A 17,905-nucleotide genomic window follows, 5' to 3' on the forward strand; every position below is an offset into this window, starting at 1 on the left:
GAGACAAATGAAAAATCCTAAATTACGTGCTAAAGTAATGATTTTAAATGAAGATCATTCTAAAATGCTTGTTCAATGTGATGAGAATGAATCATTTTATCGTTTTCCAGGAGGTTCTATTGAATTTGGCGAGATGCACAAGAAGCAATAATGCGGGAGTTGATGGAAGAATATGATTTGAAAGTTGATGTTCAAAAGTTAGCAATTGTAAGTGAGCATATTTTTGAGTGGAAGAATTAAAAACGAAGCCAACATACCCTGAAGGGATTGTAAGTTATTTAGAAAAGGATAACCATAATATAGTCTACTTTATTTTAAATAATGCAACGTAGTAATAGGAAGGGATTGAACATGTGGAATCCTTCTGTTTGGATAATAATTATAGGAATTGCTATAGGCGGATATTCTTTAGAGCAATTTTTAAGAAGAAAGTTGAATATGGAGAAGAGGGGTTTCTTTGGATATAAGTATGTAAATAGCTTGCATGTAAAATTGGAAATTGTATTGTTCATTATTTATTTTGTAAGTATTATTATTTATGTTAATAGAGATGAAAATGCAAACATAGGGTATGCCTTTTTCATTTTTTTTGCAACGTTATGGACGTTACGCGCATGGATGGAGTGGAAATTTGATAGAGAATCGAAAGAATACATCTTTTCTACAATCGGTTTACTTGCATTTGTAGTTATGATTTCATTGCTACTTTTACTTCGATCCGATTTCAGCGTAAAAGTAAGTCTATAGATATAAAACGAGGGGATGAAATGGTTTGGGGTTAAATAACATATTAGAACAAATTCGAGTGAAGTCTGTAGAACAATCACTACTAATAGGTATTGATGGTTGTGGTGGTGCAGGAAAAAGTACGTTAGCTAATAAAATAAAAAGTAAGTTTTCAACTGTAACTATTGTTCATATGGATGATTTTTATTTACCATCCTCACAAATTATAAATGAACATCCTACGAATAAATCGATTGGTGCAGATTTTGATTGGAAACGCCTTTTACAAGAAGTTTTAGATCCGATTAGTAATGGCATTGAAGGATGTTATAAACGTTACGATTTGGAAACGGATTCTTTAGCAGAATCTCATACTGTCCTTGCAAATGGAATTGTTATTATAGAAGGTGTATATGCAACACGTCAGGAACTGGCGGAAATATATGATTTGAAAATATGGGTGAATTGTCCTCGTGAAACACGTATAAAAAGAGGGATTGCTAGAGATGGCGAAACAGCACGTGATATGTGGGAAAACAATTGGATGGTTGCTGAAGATATGTATGTAGAAAGTCATAAACCACATGAATTTGCAGATTATATAATTGATGGTACAAATCAAGAGTTAACTAATAAATAAGAAACCATTGAGTAGTAAATGGTTTCTTATTTAAATTTATCATTTATTTTAGCTATAATAGATGTAACGAAATTTGTTTTATCCTCTGCATATTTATGTTTATCATTAGGGTTAGCTTGTGAAAGTTGAATCTTTAACTGTTCATACTGAATACGAGAAGTTTTATTGTCTATTAAGTAATCTCTGAATTGTAATTGTTCTATTAAATATGTATTTCCTTGTTCATACATATGAATTTGATAAGTTCGTGGTTCTCCTTTATTAAAATAATATCGTTCAGGCAATGCATCTTTTCTGTATTTATAGTTTAGTAGTTCTAATTTTTTAATACATGTTAAACCATCCGTATAATTTTCTAATTCGATTGCAATATCAATAATTGGCTTTGCACTTAAATGTGGAATAGAGGTACTACCAATATGGTGTATCGCTAAAATATGTTTGCCAATTTGTTCTTCAATGAGTTGTTTTTCTTTCATAAACTCAATTTGCCATTCTTCAGTCCATGGAACTAAAAACACTTTTCCAAACGGTAAACCTAACATTTGATTAGCACCTCTTTCAAAATGTTTATCAAAAAAGTAAACTACATTTTCTTAAAGCTTCTCAAAACAAGGTATTCCCACAATCTCCAAGGAAGAATCTTCTTCGCAAAGATCATAAATTTTACACCTTTTCCAATCGGATATCGTAATTTCGTACGCTTAGATTCAGCAACCTCTACAATTTTATTAGCAACATCTATCGGATTACCAAATGTATCACTGCCGCTATTAATATGTTTTTGTATTTTATCCATATATTCTTTGTAAGGAGAAGGTGTATCAGATTGGTTAGTAGCTAGTTGTTTACCCACTTCCCAAATATTTGTGTTATAAGAACCAGGTTCAATTAAAGCAACATCTATTCCGAACGGTTTTACTTCTAAACGAAGTGATTCACTCCAGCCTTCTAACGCATATTTTGAAGAAACGTAAGGGGATAGACCAGGGAATCCAACTTGACCACTAATGCTGCTTATATTTATGATTTTTCCACTTTTTTGTTCTCTCATATAAGGTAAAACAAGCTGAGTGATTGATATTGCCCCAAAAAGATTCGTTTCAAATTGTTTACGGTATTCCTCTACTGGAATTTCTTCTACAAAGCCCCCATGTGCATATCCTGCATTATTAATGAGAAGGTCTACTCTGTTTATTTCTTTTAAGTATAATTGAAAGTTATGTATTGAGTTTTGATCGGTTACATCTAATTCTTGAACAGTTATGTTTTTCTGCAAGTTGAGTTGAGTAGCTTGAGATATTAAGTTCACTTGTTTTTCAAGGTTTCGCATTGTAGCTATGACTAAATAGTCTTTTTTCGCAAGCTCAAGTGTTGTTAAAAGACCGAAACCACTTGAAGCCCCGGTTATAACTGCGATTTTTTCATCCATTTTTCGCCAGCTTTCTTTTTCTTTTATCATAACGAGTTATGAAAAGAAAATCTATTATTCTTACATTCGTTTTGAGAGCAATACCTGTTAATTCTATATTCTATGGGATTTTTAAAAAAGGGAATTATAAAGACTCAGCGTATATAGAGAAGTGAGTATGAATATGTTAATGAAATGAGGGAAAAAAATGGCCCATGTGAAAGATGTTTTAGCAGATCAATTATTAGCAAATGCAAACGACCCTAGTTGGTATATTCCATTTTCAGATGCAGTGAAAGATCTACCTGAGAGAGAAGCTTTCTGGAAACCGAATGAAGAGAGTAATAGTATAGCTGAAATTGTACAACATTTACTGTATTGGAATTCAACGTGGCAAACTAGGTACAAAGAATCGAATGTGAATGCCGTGCCGGCTATTGGTGATAATAACAAAAGTTTTATGCTTTCAAATAATCAAACCTTCGATGAGTTGAGAGAAAAACTACTAGAGAAACTGTTACAATGGCAAAAGCTTATAAATGAAGAGAAGGTTGAAAGTGATGTAGTTGGATTTCCTGTTTCTGCAAAATGGTGGGAAATATTAGCGAATGTAACAACTCATAACGCTTATCATATTGGTCAAATTATTTACATCCGGAAGTTACAGAAGAGTTTTGAGAATGAATAAGATAATAATTCTCAAATTAGGTGAACAAAAGTGGACAAAACGAGACATATGTCTCATTTTGTCCACTTTTTTATTATGAAAGAAAAGAGAAAACCTATGAAATCAGGGATTAGAATTTGGCACAGTACTTGCAATATAAAAGATGAACAAGAAAATAGGAGGGCTGAACATGTTAAAAACAACTGAAAGTAAAGGGAATGAAATTACGAAAGAACAAGCTCGTTGGATGTATGAAAAAATGTTAGAAATTCGTAAGTTTGAAGATAAGGTGCATGAATTATTCGCGCAAGGCGTTCTGCCAGGTTTCGTTCATTTATACGCAGGTGAAGAAGCAGTAGCAGTTGGTGTATGTGCCCACTTAACGGATTGTGACAGTATTACAAGTACGCATAGAGGACATGGACATTGCATCGCAAAAGGCTGTGATTTAAACGGGATGATGGCCGAACTTTTCGGGAAAGTGACAGGGTTATGTAAAGGTAAAGGCGGTTCCATGCATATTGCCGACTTAAATAAAGGAATGCTTGGTGCAAATGGGATTGTAGGCGGAGGTTTTCCACTTGCTTGCGGCTCAGCATTAACTGCTAAATATAAAGGAACGAAAGATGTGAGTGTTTGCTTCTTCGGTGACGGAGCAAATAATGAAGGGACATTTCACGAAGGGGTTAACTTAGCAGCGATTTGGAAGTTACCAGTTATTTTTATCGCCGAAAATAACGGTTACGGTGAAGCAACGACATTTGAATATGCGTCAAGTTGTGATTCCATTGCAGATCGAGCAAAAGCTTACAATATTCCAGGTGTTCAAGTGGATGGAAAAGATTTACTTGCAGTATATAAAGCCGCGGAAGAAGCGGTAGAACGTGCGCGTAATGGTGGTGGTCCAACAATAATTGAATGTATGACATATCGCAATTACGGTCATTTCGAAGGTGAAGCACAAACGTATAAAACTTCAGAAGAAAAAGAAGAACATTTAAATGAAAAAGATGCGATTGTGAATTTCCGTAAGCATTTAATTCATGAAGCGCTATTAACTGAATCTGAACTTGTCGATATAGAAAAGGCAGTAGATGAAGCAGTTCAAAGATCAATTGAATTTAGTGAAAATAGTCCATATCCAGAGGATGAAGAATTATTAAAAGATGTATACGTTTCTTACAAATAAGAGGAGGGTGAAAAATAATGACTAGAACAGTAAGTATGTCAACTGCAATTAATGAAGCGATGAAAATATCAATGCGTCGTGATGAAAATGTAATTTTAATCGGAGAAGATGTTGCAGGCGGTGCACAAGTTGATCACTTGCAAGACGATGAAGCATGGGGCGGTGTGCTCGGTGTTACGAAAGGCCTTGTACAAGAATTTGGTCGAAATCGTATTTTAGATACACCTATTTCAGAAGCGGGTTATATGGGAGCGGCAATGGCAGCTGCTGCAACAGGATTACGTCCGATTGCTGAATTAATGTTTAATGACTTTATAGGTAGTTGCCTTGATCAAGTATTAAACCAAGGCGCAAAGTTCCGCTACATGTTCGGTGGTAAAGCGAAAGTGCCAGTTACAGTACGTACGATGCATGGTGCTGGTTTTAGCGCAGCGGCACAGCATTCACAAAGTTTATATGCGTTATTTACGAGCATTCCAGGTATAAAAGTTGTCGTACCTTCTACTCCGTATGACGCAAAAGGCTTATTATTAGCGGCAATTGAAGATGATGATCCAGTAATCTTCTTTGAAGATAAAACACTTTACAATATGAAAGGCGAAGTACCAGAAGGGTACTATACAATTCCTTTAGGGAAAGCAGATATTAAACGTGAAGGTTCTGATGTAACAATCGTCGCAATTGGAAAACAAGTTCATACAGCACTTGCAGCTGCTGAGCAATTATCGAAAAAGGGACTTGAAGTAGAAGTCATTGATCCACGTTCTTTATCACCACTGGATGAAGATACGATTTTAGCATCTGTTGAAAAAACGAATCGCCTAATTGTTATTGACGAAGCAAATCCAAGATGTAGTATCGCAACGGATATTGCAGCAATTGTAGCGGATAAAGGATTCGATCTGTTAGATGCACCTATTAAACGAATTACAGCACCACATACACCAGTTCCGTTCTCTCCACCACTTGAAAAGTTATATTTACCAACGCCGGAAAAAGTAATTGAAACCGTATCAGAAATGATCGGAGACCAATCTTTATTACATGTGTAATGAAACGATGAGAAGGGAGAGAGAAACATGGCTGTTGAAGTTGTAATGCCAAAGTTAGGTATGGCGATGAAAGAAGGTATTATTACAAGCTGGAATATTAAAGCAGGTGATAATGTAGAAAAAGGTGAACTAATTGCTAGTATTAACTCGGAAAAAATCGAAACTGAAATAGAAGCACCAGCGGATGGAACTGTTCTTGATATAGCTGTAAGTGAAGATGAGGGAGTGCCGCCGGGTACTGTAATTTGCTATATCGGTAAGCCGAACGAAAAAGTAGAAGTCTATGAAAATACAAATGTTGTAGAAGAAAAAACACCTAATGCAGAACCTAAAAATATAAAACATACAGAACCATATGCGAAAGAAGTAGCGAAGCAAAGAATCAAAATATCTCCAGTTGCGAAAAAGATTGCAAAAACTGAAAATCTTGATATTAGATCATTAATTGGTACAGGACCTGGAGGAAGAATTACAAAGGTAGATGTTTTAAAGACACTTGAGGAAAGAGTTGCAATTTCAGAAGTACTTGAACAAGAAGAAAGTAAAGTCATTCCTGTTACTGGTATGCGAAAAGCAATTGCGAACCGTATGCATGCTAGCTTACAAAATAGTGCGCAATTAACATTAACGATGAAAGTAGATGTGACAGATTTAGTAGCTTTACATAAAGAAATAGCGGAAGTTGTACAAAAACGCTATGATAACAAACTAAGCATTACGGATTTTGTTTCTCGCGCTGTTGTAGTAGCACTTGCGGAGCATAAAGAAATGAACAGCACTTATATAGATGATGCAATTCATCAATTTGAACATGTTCATTTAGGTATGGCAGTCGCGTTAGAAAAAGGATTAGTAGTTCCGGCTATTCGCTTTGCTAATCATTTATCTTTAGTAGAGTTATCTAAAGAAATTAAAAACGTTGCACAAAAAGCAAGAGAAGGTAGTCTAAGTAGTGATGATATGCAAGGAACAACCTTTACAATTAGTAATTTAGGTAGCTTCGGTATTGAATATTTCACACCAGTATTAAATACGCCTGAAACTGGTATTTTAGGTGTTGGGGCAATTGAACATGTTCCAGTATATAAAGGGAAAAAATTAAGAAAAGGAAGTATATTACCTTTAAGTTTAACATTCGATCATCGTGTATTAGATGGTGCACCAGCAGCTGCATTTTTACGCACAATTAAACGTTATTTAGAAGAACCTGTAACAATTCTTTTATAAAGAGAAGGTGAGAGAATGAGTAAATTAGTCGTTATTGGAGGCGGACCTGCTGGCTATGTAGCAGCAATTACCGCGGCTCAAAATGGGAAAGATGTCACTCTTATTGATGAAGCGGATCTTGGCGGGACTTGTTTAAATGTTGGTTGCATGCCTACAAAATCATTGTTAGAAAGTGCGGAAGTGCATGACATTGTGAGAAAAGCGAATAATTATGGAGTTATGTTTAACGAAGGAAGTATATCTATTGATTGGAAGCAAATACAGGCGAGGAAATCACAAATCGTAACGCAGCTCGTCCAAGGAATTCAATATTTAATGAAGAAAAATAAAATAAAAGTTATACAAGGTAAAGTGAAATTTGAAACGGATCACCGTGTGCGAGTTACACACGGTGATAATGTAGATATAGTAGATGGAGACCAGTTCATTATAGCGGCAGGATCAGAACCAACTGAATTACCTTTTGCTCCATTTGATGGGAAGTGGATTTTAAATAGTAGCCATGCAATGTCCCTAGAAAATATACCGAAATCATTATTAATCGTTGGCGGTGGTGTAATAGGTTGCGAGTTTGCAAGTATTTATAGTCGTCTTGGAACAAAAGTTACGATTGTTGAAATGGCGTCGCAATTATTACCTGGTGAAGATGAAGATATCGCACATATTTTAAGAGATAAACTAGAAAATGATGGCGTAGAAATATTTACAGGAGCTGCTTTAAAAGGATTAAATAATTATAAGAAGCAAGCTTCATTTGAATATGAAGGAAGTATCCAAGAAGCCAATCCGGAATATGTTCTCGTTTCTGTCGGCCGAAAACCACGTGTACAAAAATTAGATTTAGAAAAAGCAGGTGTTCAATTTTCAAATAAAGGAATTTCTGTGAATGAACATATGCAAACAAATGTATCACATATTTACGCAGCAGGTGATGTGATTGGTGGAATACAACTTGCTCACGTTGCTTTCCATGAAGGAACGACAGCAGCATTACACGCGAGCGGAGAAGATGTAAAAGTAAACTATCATGCAGTACCTCGATGTATATACACATCCCCAGAAATCGCAAGTGTTGGTTTAAGCGAAAAAGATGCAAGAGAACAATATGGTGATATTCTTATCGGAGAATTTCCTTTTACAGCGAACGGAAAAGCGCTTATTATTGGAGAACAAACGGGTAAAGTAAAAGTTATTGTGGAACCTAAATATCAAGAAATTGTTGGGATTTCTATTATCGGTCCTCGTGCAACCGAACTAATCGGACAAGGAACTGTAATGATTCATACAGAAGTTACCGCTGATATTATGAGAGATTATATTGCAGCACATCCAACTTTATCTGAAGCGATTCATGAAGCGTTATTGCAAGCTGTAGGACATGCTATACATGCTTAAATGGAAATATAATAAACCACTATTCTCTAAATGAAAGAGAGAATAGTGGTTTGAATTTTTATAGAAGAAATTAAATACCTTATTATTTTTTAATGTCAATAGCTGAAGTTTTATCGTTCCATTCAGCAGATAAATTAGCAGTTTTACCATACCAATCAGCATGTTTAAATACAACACCTTTTCCTAATCCTTGTGTTGAAGTATGCTCCCAAAGTGTCGTTGAATAACTTGCTGAAGGCGATGCTGTACTTACAGAAGAAATTCTGTCATTCCAGCTAGAAGGTAAGTTTTTAAAACCGCTGCTCCAGTAAATATATTGTCCACCTTTATTAATATGTTCATAAAAATCTGTACTACCAGCACCGCTACCTAAAGGATTAATTTTATTTTTAATTGCTTTTTTATCCTTTTCAACATAAGCGTCCAATGTTTCTCTACTAGTAAACCCGTAAGCTAACCAATCTCCATTTTCATTTTGCTCAGGTAGAACCATAGTAATTTGGATGTCTTTTTTCGCCTGCTCACTTAATTTTGTAAAAGAAGTAACATTCTGTTCATCAACTTTTAAATAATCAAATGATTTAATTTCATTACTTTTTTCTTCAGCACTTGCTACTCCTAGTCCTCCAGTGAATGCAAATCCCGCTACTAGTGTACCTGCTACTAATTTCTTCAACATATAACCATCCCTTTTTGTTTAGATTTTGTACAGGTGAAACTTTGTACTAGTAAAATGTATGCTAATTATCAACTATTGTAAATATTCTGAAGTTTTAGAAATAAAAGGCGGAATATTTATAGTTTTGCATTTTTTCTTTAGAAAAAATAGTTATTGGAATGATATAATAAATAGATGTATTGCTTTTGTTGGATGTTAAAATGTTTTAGGAGAGGTGCGATTGAAGAATTTCACTGGAGATTGGTATAAAGAAATGCAAATTATAGAATTTGTAAGTTTTATAGAGTCTATAAAAGAATGGTCAGAAATGGATATACAAAGTTTAATAGAGGAAATAAAGGAAAGGAAAACAGATTTATTAAAATTCCTTCCTGAATCCATACACCCATTTATTCATAGCACCACAATTAATTCAGAATATCCTTCTAGTGAATTGAAAAAACTTATGAAAGAATGGATAGAGGATTGTGAGAAAAGAAGGGCTCATTTAGATCGATTCTACTTAGAGCAATTCCATTCGATTAAGAAAAAACTCCCAACAAATGTTATTCAGTTACATGATTACTCACTACATGACAGTGTAGTCAAATCAGTAGACAGAAGATCAAAAGATAAGCTAATTATTACGTTAGATTGCAGTGGTACTTTCAGTGAATTTGATAAACTGGAAGTAACTTTTACAGGAGTAACGAAATGTTCTATTCCGGAACATTTTGAAGGCGCTTGGTGGTTATGTCATGAAATAGATCTTACTAATGAAGGGTTCGAATTGGGTGTTTTATTTGATTGCCCATTTGAAGAAGTGACGATTTGTGCAAAAGATGTATTGCTTGAGAAAGGTTACTAGTAAACTTTATAACTTTACTAACGAAAAAAACAGTCTTACATGACTGTTTTTATTTAGATGCTAAATTATTAAGTTTCCAATATGTATCTGTTAACGGCGCAGCTTTGCTATCTATGTATAAATACATATTATTTAAATCTTTTGGAGAAGTTTTCATATTAAATACAATGTCGGTAGTTAAAGAAAACTCAGATGGAACCTTTTTAGCATTTTCATTTTGTATAACTTCACCTTCGTATTTTTCACCCGTTTTTTCATCTTTTATGAAATATTTTATTTCTGAAAGATCTATCGTTTGTCCGTCAGTACGAGCATTATTTATAGTAACTCGAGCTGTGAGACGCCACTCTTTATCTATTTTTTCGAATTTAGCATTTTCAACAGTTGCTCTATAGTATTCATTTTTATATATTTCCCCATAGTGCATTGCATCCTGCCATTAGTCCTGTAAATAATAATGCTGTACAAGTTACTTTAATTATAGATTTCATAATAATTCCTTTCTGTGTTAAAAAGTAAAACATAGGAATAATTTTACATCAATAGGAAGTTAAATGGAAGTATGTTTGTGGAATATGCAAATATACATTTATTTGGTTCTGAAGTTAACGGAATAGAAAGAGGGAAAAAGCTGAATAAAACGGAGTGAATAAGAATTGAAAATATTGTAAAACGGAAGAAACATGCATATAATTAAAATAAAGATTAAATTTCTGAATCTTCAATAATGGTGGTGGGAACATGTTTACTGAAGAGCGTAGAGAAAAAATTTTAGAGTTACTGAAGAAAGATGGAAGGGTAATTGCTAAAGATCTTGCGGAAAGTTTCGATATGTCTATTGATTCTATAAGAAGAGATTTATCTATTATGGAGAAGGATGGCTTGTTAAAAAGAACACATGGAGGTGCAATCGAACTTACTAGAGTAAGGAATTTAACTGCTGAACCATCGAAACGTTATCGTGATAGTTCACTAGGTGAAGAAGCGATTGCGAAAGTTGCTGCATCCTACATAAAAGAAGGAGATTCCGTTTTTATTGGCGGGGCTTCTATTCATTATGCCATGTTAAAGTATTTACCTGAAACATCGTTTACAGTGATTACGAATGCTTTAGAAATTGCTAGTAAGTTACGGGAGTATAAGAATGTAGATACGTACTTAATTGGTGGAAAGGTGAAACCATCAGGAAATATGACAGATACACTTGCCTCAGAATTGATCAGTAGATTATCTATTGATCTGTATTTCTCTACAGGTGGTGGTATTTCATTGAATGGTATAAGTACTGCAACGCCGGAAGTTGCTTATTTTGGAAAAACAGTAAGTAAAATTGCTAGAAGAAACATTTGTTTAGCTCCTCATAATAAACTCGGAACAAATTGCTTTATAAAAGGAGAGTCACTGAGAGAAATTGACCTTATTATAACAGATGAAGAGACTAGTAAAGAAAAGATTCAACAATTTGAGAAACAAGGCAAAGAAATTTTGATAGCATCAATAGACTGCATTTAAAAGGAGTTTGTAATGATTATAAAAGGACAAGAGTTTCATATAAATGGATTAACTTATACAATTCGTTCTGCAGCTGAAACGGATGCTGAGCAGTTATCGGAAATTAGAGTTCAGATCGATGGAGAAACTGAAAATATGGATAGAGAAGCTGGAGAGGGATTTATAGATAAGATAGGGTTTCAAAAAATAATAAAAACAGATAGTGAAGAGACAAAGAATTTGTTTTTAGTTGCAGAAGCGCACAACCAAATCGTAGGATTTTCAAGATGTGAAGGATCAAATTTGAAAAGATTATCCCATAAAGTAGAGTTTGGCGTTTGTATTTTAAGAGAGTTTTGGGGATATGGAATCGGTAAGAGTCTCTTGCAACAATCTATTCAGTGGGCTGATGAAAATGAAGTGCAAAAGATATCATTACAAGTGTTAGAGACAAATGAAAAAGCCATTCAACTATATAAAAAATTAGGTTTTGAAGTAGAAGGTATTTTGAAACATGATAAAAGACTGTCGGACGGGAAGTATTATAATACGGTAGTAATGGGAAGGTGTATTTGAGTCTGTTCATAAAAGAGGTGGAAATGTATGTTTTATATAAGAAAGTACTATATAGTAAAAAATGAATTTATTAAAATTTTTAATGATCATTTCAATAACACGAACTTACCTAATCAGGTAAAGCATGGTTCCAGGCTAATAGGACGCTGGATGAAAGATAATAATGATGGTACAACAGAAATATTCGCCATATGGGAATATGATAGTTATGAACAGTATAAAGAAATTGAATCAAAAATTAGAAGTGACGAGATGCATGTTAAAAGAATACAGGATTGGTATGAAAAACATGGCGGAAGAGAATATGTTTTACAGAAGTACATAGTAGAGATGAAAAATGAAGAGTTAGTATGTACTATAAAGTGATAGAGAGGTGAGGGATAAGGGGAATGAAAACAAAATTATATTTTAGTTTAGCATCCACTATTTTATTTGCAATAGCGGTGATAGTTTTCTTTATAAACGGCACTCCACAAAAGTGGTTTTGGTTATGTATTTTCTTTGCGTCTATTATACAAAATATAGTTTTACTAAAAAAGAATAAAGAAGCGCATTAAGATATTCAAATTATTAACATATTTGTGTCGTCTTTCTAGTTTTATTGAAAACGCTTTTATTCAGTTTTATAATAAAAGTATGTTTTTACAGATCTCCAAAATAATGAATAGGGAGATGATACAATGTTAGCTTCACCGTTTTACTTACATACATGGAAAAAGTTTGTTGATGAAGGAGTCCTTGATTCGAACCGTATGAACGAAAGAATTTCAGAGTCATGGCATCGATGTAAACAAGCAAATGTGAATCCTCATATGAATAAAGGTCAGAAAATTTTGTCTTCTAATATTTTTCAAGATCAAAAGAAAAAGAGTGAAATCTTCCTTGATATAGCAATACCTCAATTACAAAATATGAGGAAAACCATTGATGAACTGCAAATGATGGCATTATTAATTGATCCAGACGGTTACGTTCTATCGTTAAGCGGAAATCAACAAACGTTAAAACGAGCGAAACATATTAACTTCATTGAGGGTGTGAAATGGACGGAAGCAGCTGTTGGTACAAATGCGATAGGAACCGCGTTACAGATTGAAGAGGCTATTATGATAAGTGGTACAGAGCATTATTCTGTCGCATCTCATAGCTGGAGCTGTGCGGCCGCTCCCATTCATAATGATGACGGGAAATTAATTGGAGTTCTAGATTTCTCTTGTCCAATTGAATTTTCACATCCGTATATGCTCGGGATGGTAACCTCGATTGCACATGCGATTGAACGTGAATGTAGTATTCGAGTGCATCAAAATGAATTACATTTAATCCATCGTTTTTTAGATGTAATTGACAGTGATGAACAAGTTGTCATTTGTAATCATCGTGATGTTATCGTTTCTGCAAGCAAGAAGGTTCGAGAACGAGTTTCTAATTGGTCACGAATGAAACTTGAAGATTTAATGCAACATGGATTGAAGCCTAAATTAGAAGTACCAGTATATAGTAATGATAGAATGATCGGGAAATGTATTTATGTACAGGAAAATAAACAAGGAAATGTATTTTCAACTTCCCCATTTATAAACGGAATTACTTTCCCAGGAGTTATTGGGACAAGCAATGCATTTCAACATACTTTAGAAGAAATTAAGCTTGTATCTCCAACTGACGCTAGTGTATATGTTTGTGGTGAAACAGGTGTAGGGAAAGAATATGTAGCGAGAGCGATTCATGAAAATAGTCCAAGAAAAAATGGCCCTTTTATAGCTGTTAATTGTGGTTCATTGCCGAAAGAATTAATGGAAAGTGAATTATTCGGTTATGCTGAAGGTGCGTTTACAGGTGCGCGGCGCCAAGGATATAAAGGGAAATTCGAACAAGCAGACGGTGGAACAATATTTTTAGATGAAATTGGTGAAGTGCCGCCAGAGATGCAAGTAGCATTATTGCGTGTTTTACAAGAACGAACAGTAACCCCGATTGGCAGTTCAAAAGAAGTACCAGTAAATATTCGTATTATTACAGCGACACATAAAGATTTACTGCGATTAGTAGAAGAAGGGAAATTCCGTCAAGATTTATATTATCGGTTACATGTTTATCCGCTATATGTTCCATCGTTAATAGAAAGAAAAGAGGATATTCCATACTTCATACAAGATTTTTGTGAACGAAAGAATTGGAATGTTGTATTTCCAAAAAGCATTTGTAATCAATTTTCTCAGCATACATGGCCCGGAAATATTCGAGAATTATTAAATGTATTAGAACGCATTTACATTTTGTCGCAAGGTCGCGAAATATGCGAAAAACAAATCTCTTTTTTATTACAAACTATGATGGAAAATCAACATCAACTTGCATTGCAAACAGAAAATAAAACGGAGCATACATTAAATTTCCGGGAAAAAATACAGCGTGATAGCATGATTGAAGCGCTAGAAAAGACAAACGGAAATGTTTCATTAGCTGCCAAACTTTTAGATGTACCTCGAAGTACATTTTATAAACGAATGCAAAAATATAAGCTATAAAGTAGATTTTTGTAATCTACTTTTTCTTTGTGGGCTCATGTTCTGTCGGAATGTGCGCTTACCGGGGAAATAATAGAATAGTTAGAAATTAATTTCCGGCAGGTGGACTTTTGTGAAGTATATTGAAATTGGCATCGGAAATAGGTGGTTTGTTCGAACGGAAACTGAAAATAAAGATGGAACTGAATTTGAGGAACGAGGAATTATAAAACCTATTTATTTTGAGTCTTTATATGTACGAATTTGGTTTCGGAAAACGTGTTTTATTTTTGATACGAAAGAAGGGGTTAAGAAAGTAAGAAAAAGTAGAGATGAGTATAAGTTTATTGTTGGAATTGTAAGTAGGTTAAAACAATAGAATTAAATAGGGGGTGTTTTTATGATTAGAATTACCACATTCATACTCGCTATTATTGTAATGGGCTATTCTATTTACAGTTGGAATGATGATTCGAAGCAAAGTATGCTTATTTTGCAATTACTGTTAGGTTTAATGCTTGCTGGAATGGGGATACAAAATGTTAAAAAGGATGAAAAAGAGAATAAGAATATGGGGCTGTTACTTTTACTTACATCGCTATTTTGTATTATTGTATCGTTAATGAAATATTTAAAATGAGCTTTTACTTAACATGTTGAGTAAAAGTTTATTTTTTTGAAGTTTTCTCATTAAAAATAGTAGTTGCTGTTTGGCACATCTTTCTATCAATACAAAATCTTTCTGTTATCCAATAAGCAAGTTCAGAAGAGGTAAGACTATGTTCGCTTTTCTTACCTTGGAAATATCGTTTTAAGACATTATCATTAAATGATAGAAATTCGTTTACTAGTTTTTCTGATGACATATTTTTTTCCTCTCTATATAGAAGTTAGCATTAAAAATATTATACAATTAATATCAGAAAATACAGTTATTCGTTAATAGAGTGGGAGAGATTTATATGTCGATGTCGCTATATTATAAAAAAATCCGTGAGCAATTAGGCCATGAACTAATTCTAATACCGAGTGTAGCTGCTGTTATTAAAAATGAGCAAGAGAAAATCTTATTTCAATATCCTGGTGGAGAATACTGGAGTTTGCCAGCTGGAGCAATTGAACTTGGGGAAACTCCAGAAGAAGCAGTAGTTCGGGAAGTTTGGGAAGAAACAGGATTGAAAGTGCAAGTGAAAAAACAAAAAGGGGTATTTGGAGGAGAAGAGTACCGTCATACATATCCAAATGGCGATCAAGTGGAATATATTGTTGTTGTGTTTGAGTGTGAAGTTACTAGTGGCGAGCTAAAATCGATAGATGGTGAATCTTTAAAACTACAATATTTCTCTTTATCCGAAAAGCCACCTTTAGCGTTACCGTACCCAGATAAAATATTTTTATAGATGTAAAATAGCACACCTTACTTCTTGAAGGTGTGCTATTTATATAATCCTGTCGTATACATCTCAGTTAACGTATGTACAATCTCTTCTAAGTCGATCTCTTTATCATTTTTCACAATCGCCCAAAGAAACATTTCATTCATCGCGAACCAAGCACGTGCTACAATTTCTTTATTTAATTCAGGCTGTGCTAATCCACTTTCTTGAGAGTACGTAATATCTTGCGTAATATTTTTTATAAAGCGTTCCCGTATCTCGTCCCATTTTTGACGTATCTCTTTTGATAATCCGATTGCTTCTTGTACAACTTGCAATATAGCTCGTTCTTTCTCTGCTAATTGTAGAAATGCTCTAACTTGATTTTGAATCATGCTACGTGTTTCTTCTTTTGTTTGAGGCGAAAAGGAGCGCTCAGCAATATCATAAAATTGATTCATAACATTTTCCATTAAAACTATGAGGAGATCATCTTTGTTTTTAAAGTATACATATGCCGTTCCATAACCAGTTTCTGCATGTTTAATAATTTGTGTAATTGTCGTTTTTTGAAATCCGTTACGTATAAAAATAGTGTACCCAGCGTGTAATAGTTTCTTCTTTGTTTCTAAGGAGCGGTGTTTTCTTGCTGAAAGAGTATTGTTTTTCAAAGAATCACCTCTTTATACTGAAATATCTGAAAATATAATTGTATTGTAAAAGGAATTTATATATAAAGTCAACTGACATAATATCATTGACGTTATATCAACTAAGGTGATATATTTCAATTAGTTAGAATAAAAAGAAAATTAAAAGAAGGTGACACCATGTATAAAGAACCATTTCAACCAACTTATGAATATGTGCTTGAATGTGATAAACATGATGAACTGAAAGATTTTCAAACTGAATTCTATAAAAAAGAAGGAACAATATATTTAGATGGAAACTCATTAGGACTACTTTCAAAAAGAGCAGAGAAATCGTTACTTACGTTGCTACATTCATGGAAAGAGTATGGAATTGACGGCTGGACTGAAGGTGAGCATCCGTGGTTTTTCCTTTCAGAGAAATTAGGTGAATTGACAGCGCCTCTTATTGGAGCTTTACCGGAAGAAACAATTGTAACCGGTTCCACTACTACGAATATACACCAAGTTATTGCGACGTTTTATGAGCCGAAAGGAATACGCACAAAAATCCTTGCTGATGAATTAACATTCCCGTCAGATATATATGCACTTCAAAGTCAAATTCGTTTAAAAGGATTAGATCCAGATGAGCATTTAGTACGAGTGAAAAGCCGAGATGGTAGAACACTTTCTGAAGATGATATTATTCACGCAATGACAGATGATATCGCGTTAATTTTATTACCTTCTGTACTATATAGAAGTGGCCAAATCCTTGATATGAAACGTTTAACAGCGGAAGCACATAAGCGTGGTATTCATATTGGATTCGATTTATGTCATTCAATCGGTTCTATTCCGCATTATTTCAAAGAATGGGATGTTGATTTCGCAATTTGGTGTAATTATAAATACTTAAATGCAGGACCTGGTGGTGTTGCGGGCCTTTATGTAAATAAAAAGCATTTTAATAGACTTCCTGGATTATCAGGGTGGTTTAGTTCTAGAAAAGATAAGCAGTTTGATATGGAACATACATTAACAGCTGCTGATCATGCAGGTGCTTATCAAATTGGTACACCGCACGTATTAAGTACTGCACCTTTAATCGGTTCTCTTGAAATTTTTAAAGATGCTGGAATAGAACGTTTACGTGAAAAATCGCTACATATTACAAGATACATGCTTAATTTAATTAATCATGAATTAAAAGACTTTGGATTTACAATTGGAAATCCATTAGAGGATGAAAAACGAGGCGGGCATATTTATTTAGAGCATGCAGAAGCAGCACGCATATGTAAAGCGCTAAAAGCAAATGGAGTTATCCCTGATTTCCGTGCACCTAATGGCGTTAGACTTGCGCCAGTTGCTTTATATAATACATACGAAGAAGTATGGCATTCTGTTCAAATTTTAAAGAAAATCATGAAAGATGAAGAATATAAGCAGTTTGAAAATAAGCGAGAGGTTGTGGCATAAAC

The 17,905-nt window shown here is 34.1% G+C and carries 20 protein-coding genes and 3 pseudogenes; 17 read left to right on the forward strand and 6 right to left on the reverse strand.

From position 1 onward, the window contains the following. Window positions 1–7: 7 nt before the first annotated feature. From JDS82_RS07595 to JDS82_RS07605, 3 genes and pseudogenes are all read left to right on the forward strand, one after another. Window positions 8–332: pseudogene (locus JDS82_RS07595) on the forward strand (NUDIX domain-containing protein). 19 nt (window positions 333–351) lie between these two features. Then, window positions 352–733: pseudogene (locus tag JDS82_RS07600) on the forward strand (DUF4181 domain-containing protein). 39 nt (window positions 734–772) lie between these two features. After that, a complete protein-coding gene (locus JDS82_RS07605; RefSeq protein WP_199712966.1) occupies window positions 773–1,366 on the forward strand; it encodes a uridine kinase family protein in 594 nt (197 codons plus the stop codon). Between the two features lie 26 nt (window positions 1,367–1,392). Here JDS82_RS07605 and JDS82_RS07610 read toward each other — a convergent pair whose 3' ends face one another. Continuing rightward, window positions 1,393–1,911, reverse strand: a complete 519-nt coding sequence (locus JDS82_RS07610; RefSeq protein WP_199712967.1) for a GrpB family protein — start codon at window positions 1,909–1,911, stop codon at window positions 1,393–1,395. A 41-nt stretch (window positions 1,912–1,952) separates the two neighbouring features. Then, window positions 1,953–2,798 (reverse strand): oxidoreductase, encoded by an 846-nt coding sequence (locus tag JDS82_RS07615; RefSeq protein WP_206773377.1) that lies wholly within the window; start codon window positions 2,796–2,798, stop codon window positions 1,953–1,955. A gap of 187 nt (window positions 2,799–2,985) precedes the next feature. On the opposite strand from JDS82_RS07615, the gene JDS82_RS07620 reads away from it, so the two are divergent. The 5 genes from JDS82_RS07620 (at window position 2,986) to lpdA (ending at window position 8,307) form a co-directional block, all read left to right on the forward strand. Then, entirely contained in the window at window positions 2,986–3,465 is a 480-nt protein-coding gene (locus tag JDS82_RS07620; RefSeq protein WP_000951599.1) for a DinB family protein, read from the forward strand. Window positions 3,466–3,634: 169 nt separating this feature from the next. Continuing rightward, window positions 3,635–4,633, forward strand: a complete 999-nt coding sequence (gene acoA / locus JDS82_RS07625) for an acetoin:2,6-dichlorophenolindophenol oxidoreductase subunit alpha (protein ID WP_064057140.1) — start codon at window positions 3,635–3,637, stop codon at window positions 4,631–4,633. A gap of 17 nt (window positions 4,634–4,650) precedes the next feature. Further along, on the forward strand, window positions 4,651–5,685 hold the full coding sequence (acoB, locus tag JDS82_RS07630; RefSeq protein ID WP_000198893.1) for an acetoin:2,6-dichlorophenolindophenol oxidoreductase subunit beta: 1,035 nt from the start codon (window positions 4,651–4,653) through the stop codon (window positions 5,683–5,685). A gap of 27 nt (window positions 5,686–5,712) precedes the next feature. Next, window positions 5,713–6,912 carry a dihydrolipoamide acetyltransferase family protein gene (locus tag JDS82_RS07635; protein ID WP_199712969.1) on the forward strand — a complete coding sequence of 400 codons (1,200 nt, stop codon included), beginning with the start codon at window positions 5,713–5,715 and terminating at the stop codon, window positions 6,910–6,912. A 15-nt stretch (window positions 6,913–6,927) separates the two neighbouring features. Beyond that, on the forward strand, window positions 6,928–8,307 hold the full coding sequence (lpdA, locus tag JDS82_RS07640) for a dihydrolipoyl dehydrogenase (protein WP_199712970.1): 1,380 nt from the start codon (window positions 6,928–6,930) through the stop codon (window positions 8,305–8,307). A gap of 82 nt (window positions 8,308–8,389) precedes the next feature. Here the strand turns inward: lpdA and JDS82_RS07645 are convergent, their stop codons facing one another. Beyond that, complete coding sequence (locus JDS82_RS07645) at window positions 8,390–8,986, reverse strand: hypothetical protein (RefSeq protein ID WP_048560853.1); 597 nt, start codon at window positions 8,984–8,986, stop codon at window positions 8,390–8,392. Between the two features lie 220 nt (window positions 8,987–9,206). Between JDS82_RS07645 and JDS82_RS07650 the strand changes: the two genes are divergently transcribed. Then, window positions 9,207–9,833, forward strand: coding sequence for a DUF4085 family protein (locus JDS82_RS07650; RefSeq protein ID WP_088113249.1), 627 nt, complete (start codon window positions 9,207–9,209; stop codon window positions 9,831–9,833). Window positions 9,834–9,882: 49 nt separating this feature from the next. Here the strand turns inward: JDS82_RS07650 and JDS82_RS07655 are convergent. Then, window positions 9,883–10,324: pseudogene (locus JDS82_RS07655) on the reverse strand (hypothetical protein). A 250-nt stretch (window positions 10,325–10,574) separates the two neighbouring features. Between JDS82_RS07655 and JDS82_RS07660 the strand changes: the two are divergent. The 6 genes from JDS82_RS07660 to JDS82_RS07685 all read left to right on the forward strand — a co-directional run bounded on the left by JDS82_RS07660 (window position 10,575) and on the right by JDS82_RS07685 (window position 15,050). Then, a complete protein-coding gene (locus tag JDS82_RS07660) occupies window positions 10,575–11,345 on the forward strand; it encodes a DeoR/GlpR family DNA-binding transcription regulator (protein WP_199712971.1) in 771 nt (256 codons plus the stop codon). Window positions 11,346–11,357: 12 nt separating this feature from the next. Further along, window positions 11,358–11,900, forward strand: a complete 543-nt coding sequence (locus JDS82_RS07665) for a GNAT family N-acetyltransferase (protein WP_199712972.1) — start codon at window positions 11,358–11,360, stop codon at window positions 11,898–11,900. Between the two features lie 27 nt (window positions 11,901–11,927). Continuing rightward, window positions 11,928–12,266, forward strand: coding sequence for an NIPSNAP family protein (locus tag JDS82_RS07670; protein WP_199712973.1), 339 nt, complete (start codon window positions 11,928–11,930; stop codon window positions 12,264–12,266). Window positions 12,267–12,580: 314 nt separating this feature from the next. Next, window positions 12,581–14,431 (forward strand): sigma-54-dependent Fis family transcriptional regulator, encoded by a 1,851-nt coding sequence (locus JDS82_RS07675; protein ID WP_199712974.1) that lies wholly within the window; start codon window positions 12,581–12,583, stop codon window positions 14,429–14,431. Between the two features lie 112 nt (window positions 14,432–14,543). Next, window positions 14,544–14,789 carry a DUF3977 family protein gene (locus JDS82_RS07680; RefSeq protein WP_000873845.1) on the forward strand — a complete coding sequence of 82 codons (246 nt, stop codon included), beginning with the start codon at window positions 14,544–14,546 and terminating at the stop codon, window positions 14,787–14,789. A gap of 21 nt (window positions 14,790–14,810) precedes the next feature. After that, window positions 14,811–15,050, forward strand: coding sequence for a DUF3953 domain-containing protein (locus JDS82_RS07685; RefSeq protein ID WP_016087594.1), 240 nt, complete (start codon window positions 14,811–14,813; stop codon window positions 15,048–15,050). 28 nt (window positions 15,051–15,078) lie between these two features. On the opposite strand, the gene JDS82_RS07690 is transcribed toward JDS82_RS07685, so the two are convergent. Beyond that, a complete protein-coding gene (locus JDS82_RS07690) occupies window positions 15,079–15,276 on the reverse strand; it encodes a hypothetical protein (RefSeq protein WP_061672229.1) in 198 nt (65 codons plus the stop codon). A gap of 96 nt (window positions 15,277–15,372) precedes the next feature. Here JDS82_RS07690 and JDS82_RS07695 point away from each other — a divergent pair, with 96 nt between their 5' ends. After that, a complete protein-coding gene (locus JDS82_RS07695; RefSeq protein WP_000062933.1) occupies window positions 15,373–15,810 on the forward strand; it encodes an NUDIX hydrolase in 438 nt (145 codons plus the stop codon). Window positions 15,811–15,845: 35 nt separating this feature from the next. Here JDS82_RS07695 and JDS82_RS07700 read toward each other — a convergent pair whose 3' ends face one another. Continuing rightward, on the reverse strand, window positions 15,846–16,457 hold the full coding sequence (locus JDS82_RS07700; protein ID WP_199712975.1) for a TetR/AcrR family transcriptional regulator: 612 nt from the start codon (window positions 16,455–16,457) through the stop codon (window positions 15,846–15,848). Between the two features lie 159 nt (window positions 16,458–16,616). Between JDS82_RS07700 and kynU the strand changes: the two genes are divergently transcribed. After that, window positions 16,617–17,903 (forward strand): kynureninase, encoded by a 1,287-nt coding sequence (kynU, locus tag JDS82_RS07705; RefSeq protein ID WP_199712976.1) that lies wholly within the window; start codon window positions 16,617–16,619, stop codon window positions 17,901–17,903. Window positions 17,904–17,905 lie beyond the last annotated feature (2 nt).

The sequence above is a fragment of the Bacillus cereus group sp. N14 genome, from assembly GCF_016483555.1.
Classification (GTDB): domain Bacteria; phylum Bacillota; class Bacilli; order Bacillales; family Bacillaceae_G; genus Bacillus_A; species Bacillus_A wiedmannii.

Bases quoted from the DNA above. Each gene is read 5' to 3' on its own strand.
- JDS82_RS07610 (WP_199712967.1), bottom strand. From the start codon at position 1,911: ATGTTAGGTTTACCGTTTGGAAAAGTGTTTTTAGTTCCATGGACTGAA.
- JDS82_RS07615 (WP_206773377.1), bottom strand. From the start codon at position 2,798: ATGGATGAAAAAATCGCAGTTATAACCGGGGCTTCAAGTGGTTTCGGT.
- JDS82_RS07620 (WP_000951599.1), top strand. From the start codon at position 2,986: ATGGCCCATGTGAAAGATGTTTTAGCAGATCAATTATTAGCAAATGCA.
- acoA (WP_064057140.1), top strand. From the start codon at position 3,635: ATGTTAAAAACAACTGAAAGTAAAGGGAATGAAATTACGAAAGAACAA.
- acoB (WP_000198893.1), top strand. From the start codon at position 4,651: ATGACTAGAACAGTAAGTATGTCAACTGCAATTAATGAAGCGATGAAA.
- JDS82_RS07635 (WP_199712969.1), top strand. From the start codon at position 5,713: ATGGCTGTTGAAGTTGTAATGCCAAAGTTAGGTATGGCGATGAAAGAA.
- lpdA (WP_199712970.1), top strand. From the start codon at position 6,928: ATGAGTAAATTAGTCGTTATTGGAGGCGGACCTGCTGGCTATGTAGCA.
- JDS82_RS07645 (WP_048560853.1), bottom strand. From the start codon at position 8,986: ATGTTGAAGAAATTAGTAGCAGGTACACTAGTAGCGGGATTTGCATTC.
- JDS82_RS07660 (WP_199712971.1), top strand. From the start codon at position 10,575: ATGTTTACTGAAGAGCGTAGAGAAAAAATTTTAGAGTTACTGAAGAAA.
- JDS82_RS07665 (WP_199712972.1), top strand. From the start codon at position 11,358: ATGATTATAAAAGGACAAGAGTTTCATATAAATGGATTAACTTATACA.
- JDS82_RS07670 (WP_199712973.1), top strand. From the start codon at position 11,928: ATGTTTTATATAAGAAAGTACTATATAGTAAAAAATGAATTTATTAAA.
- JDS82_RS07675 (WP_199712974.1), top strand. From the start codon at position 12,581: ATGTTAGCTTCACCGTTTTACTTACATACATGGAAAAAGTTTGTTGAT.
- JDS82_RS07685 (WP_016087594.1), top strand. From the start codon at position 14,811: ATGATTAGAATTACCACATTCATACTCGCTATTATTGTAATGGGCTAT.
- JDS82_RS07690 (WP_061672229.1), bottom strand. From the start codon at position 15,276: ATGTCATCAGAAAAACTAGTAAACGAATTTCTATCATTTAATGATAAT.
- JDS82_RS07695 (WP_000062933.1), top strand. From the start codon at position 15,373: ATGTCGATGTCGCTATATTATAAAAAAATCCGTGAGCAATTAGGCCAT.
- kynU (WP_199712976.1), top strand. From the start codon at position 16,617: ATGTATAAAGAACCATTTCAACCAACTTATGAATATGTGCTTGAATGT.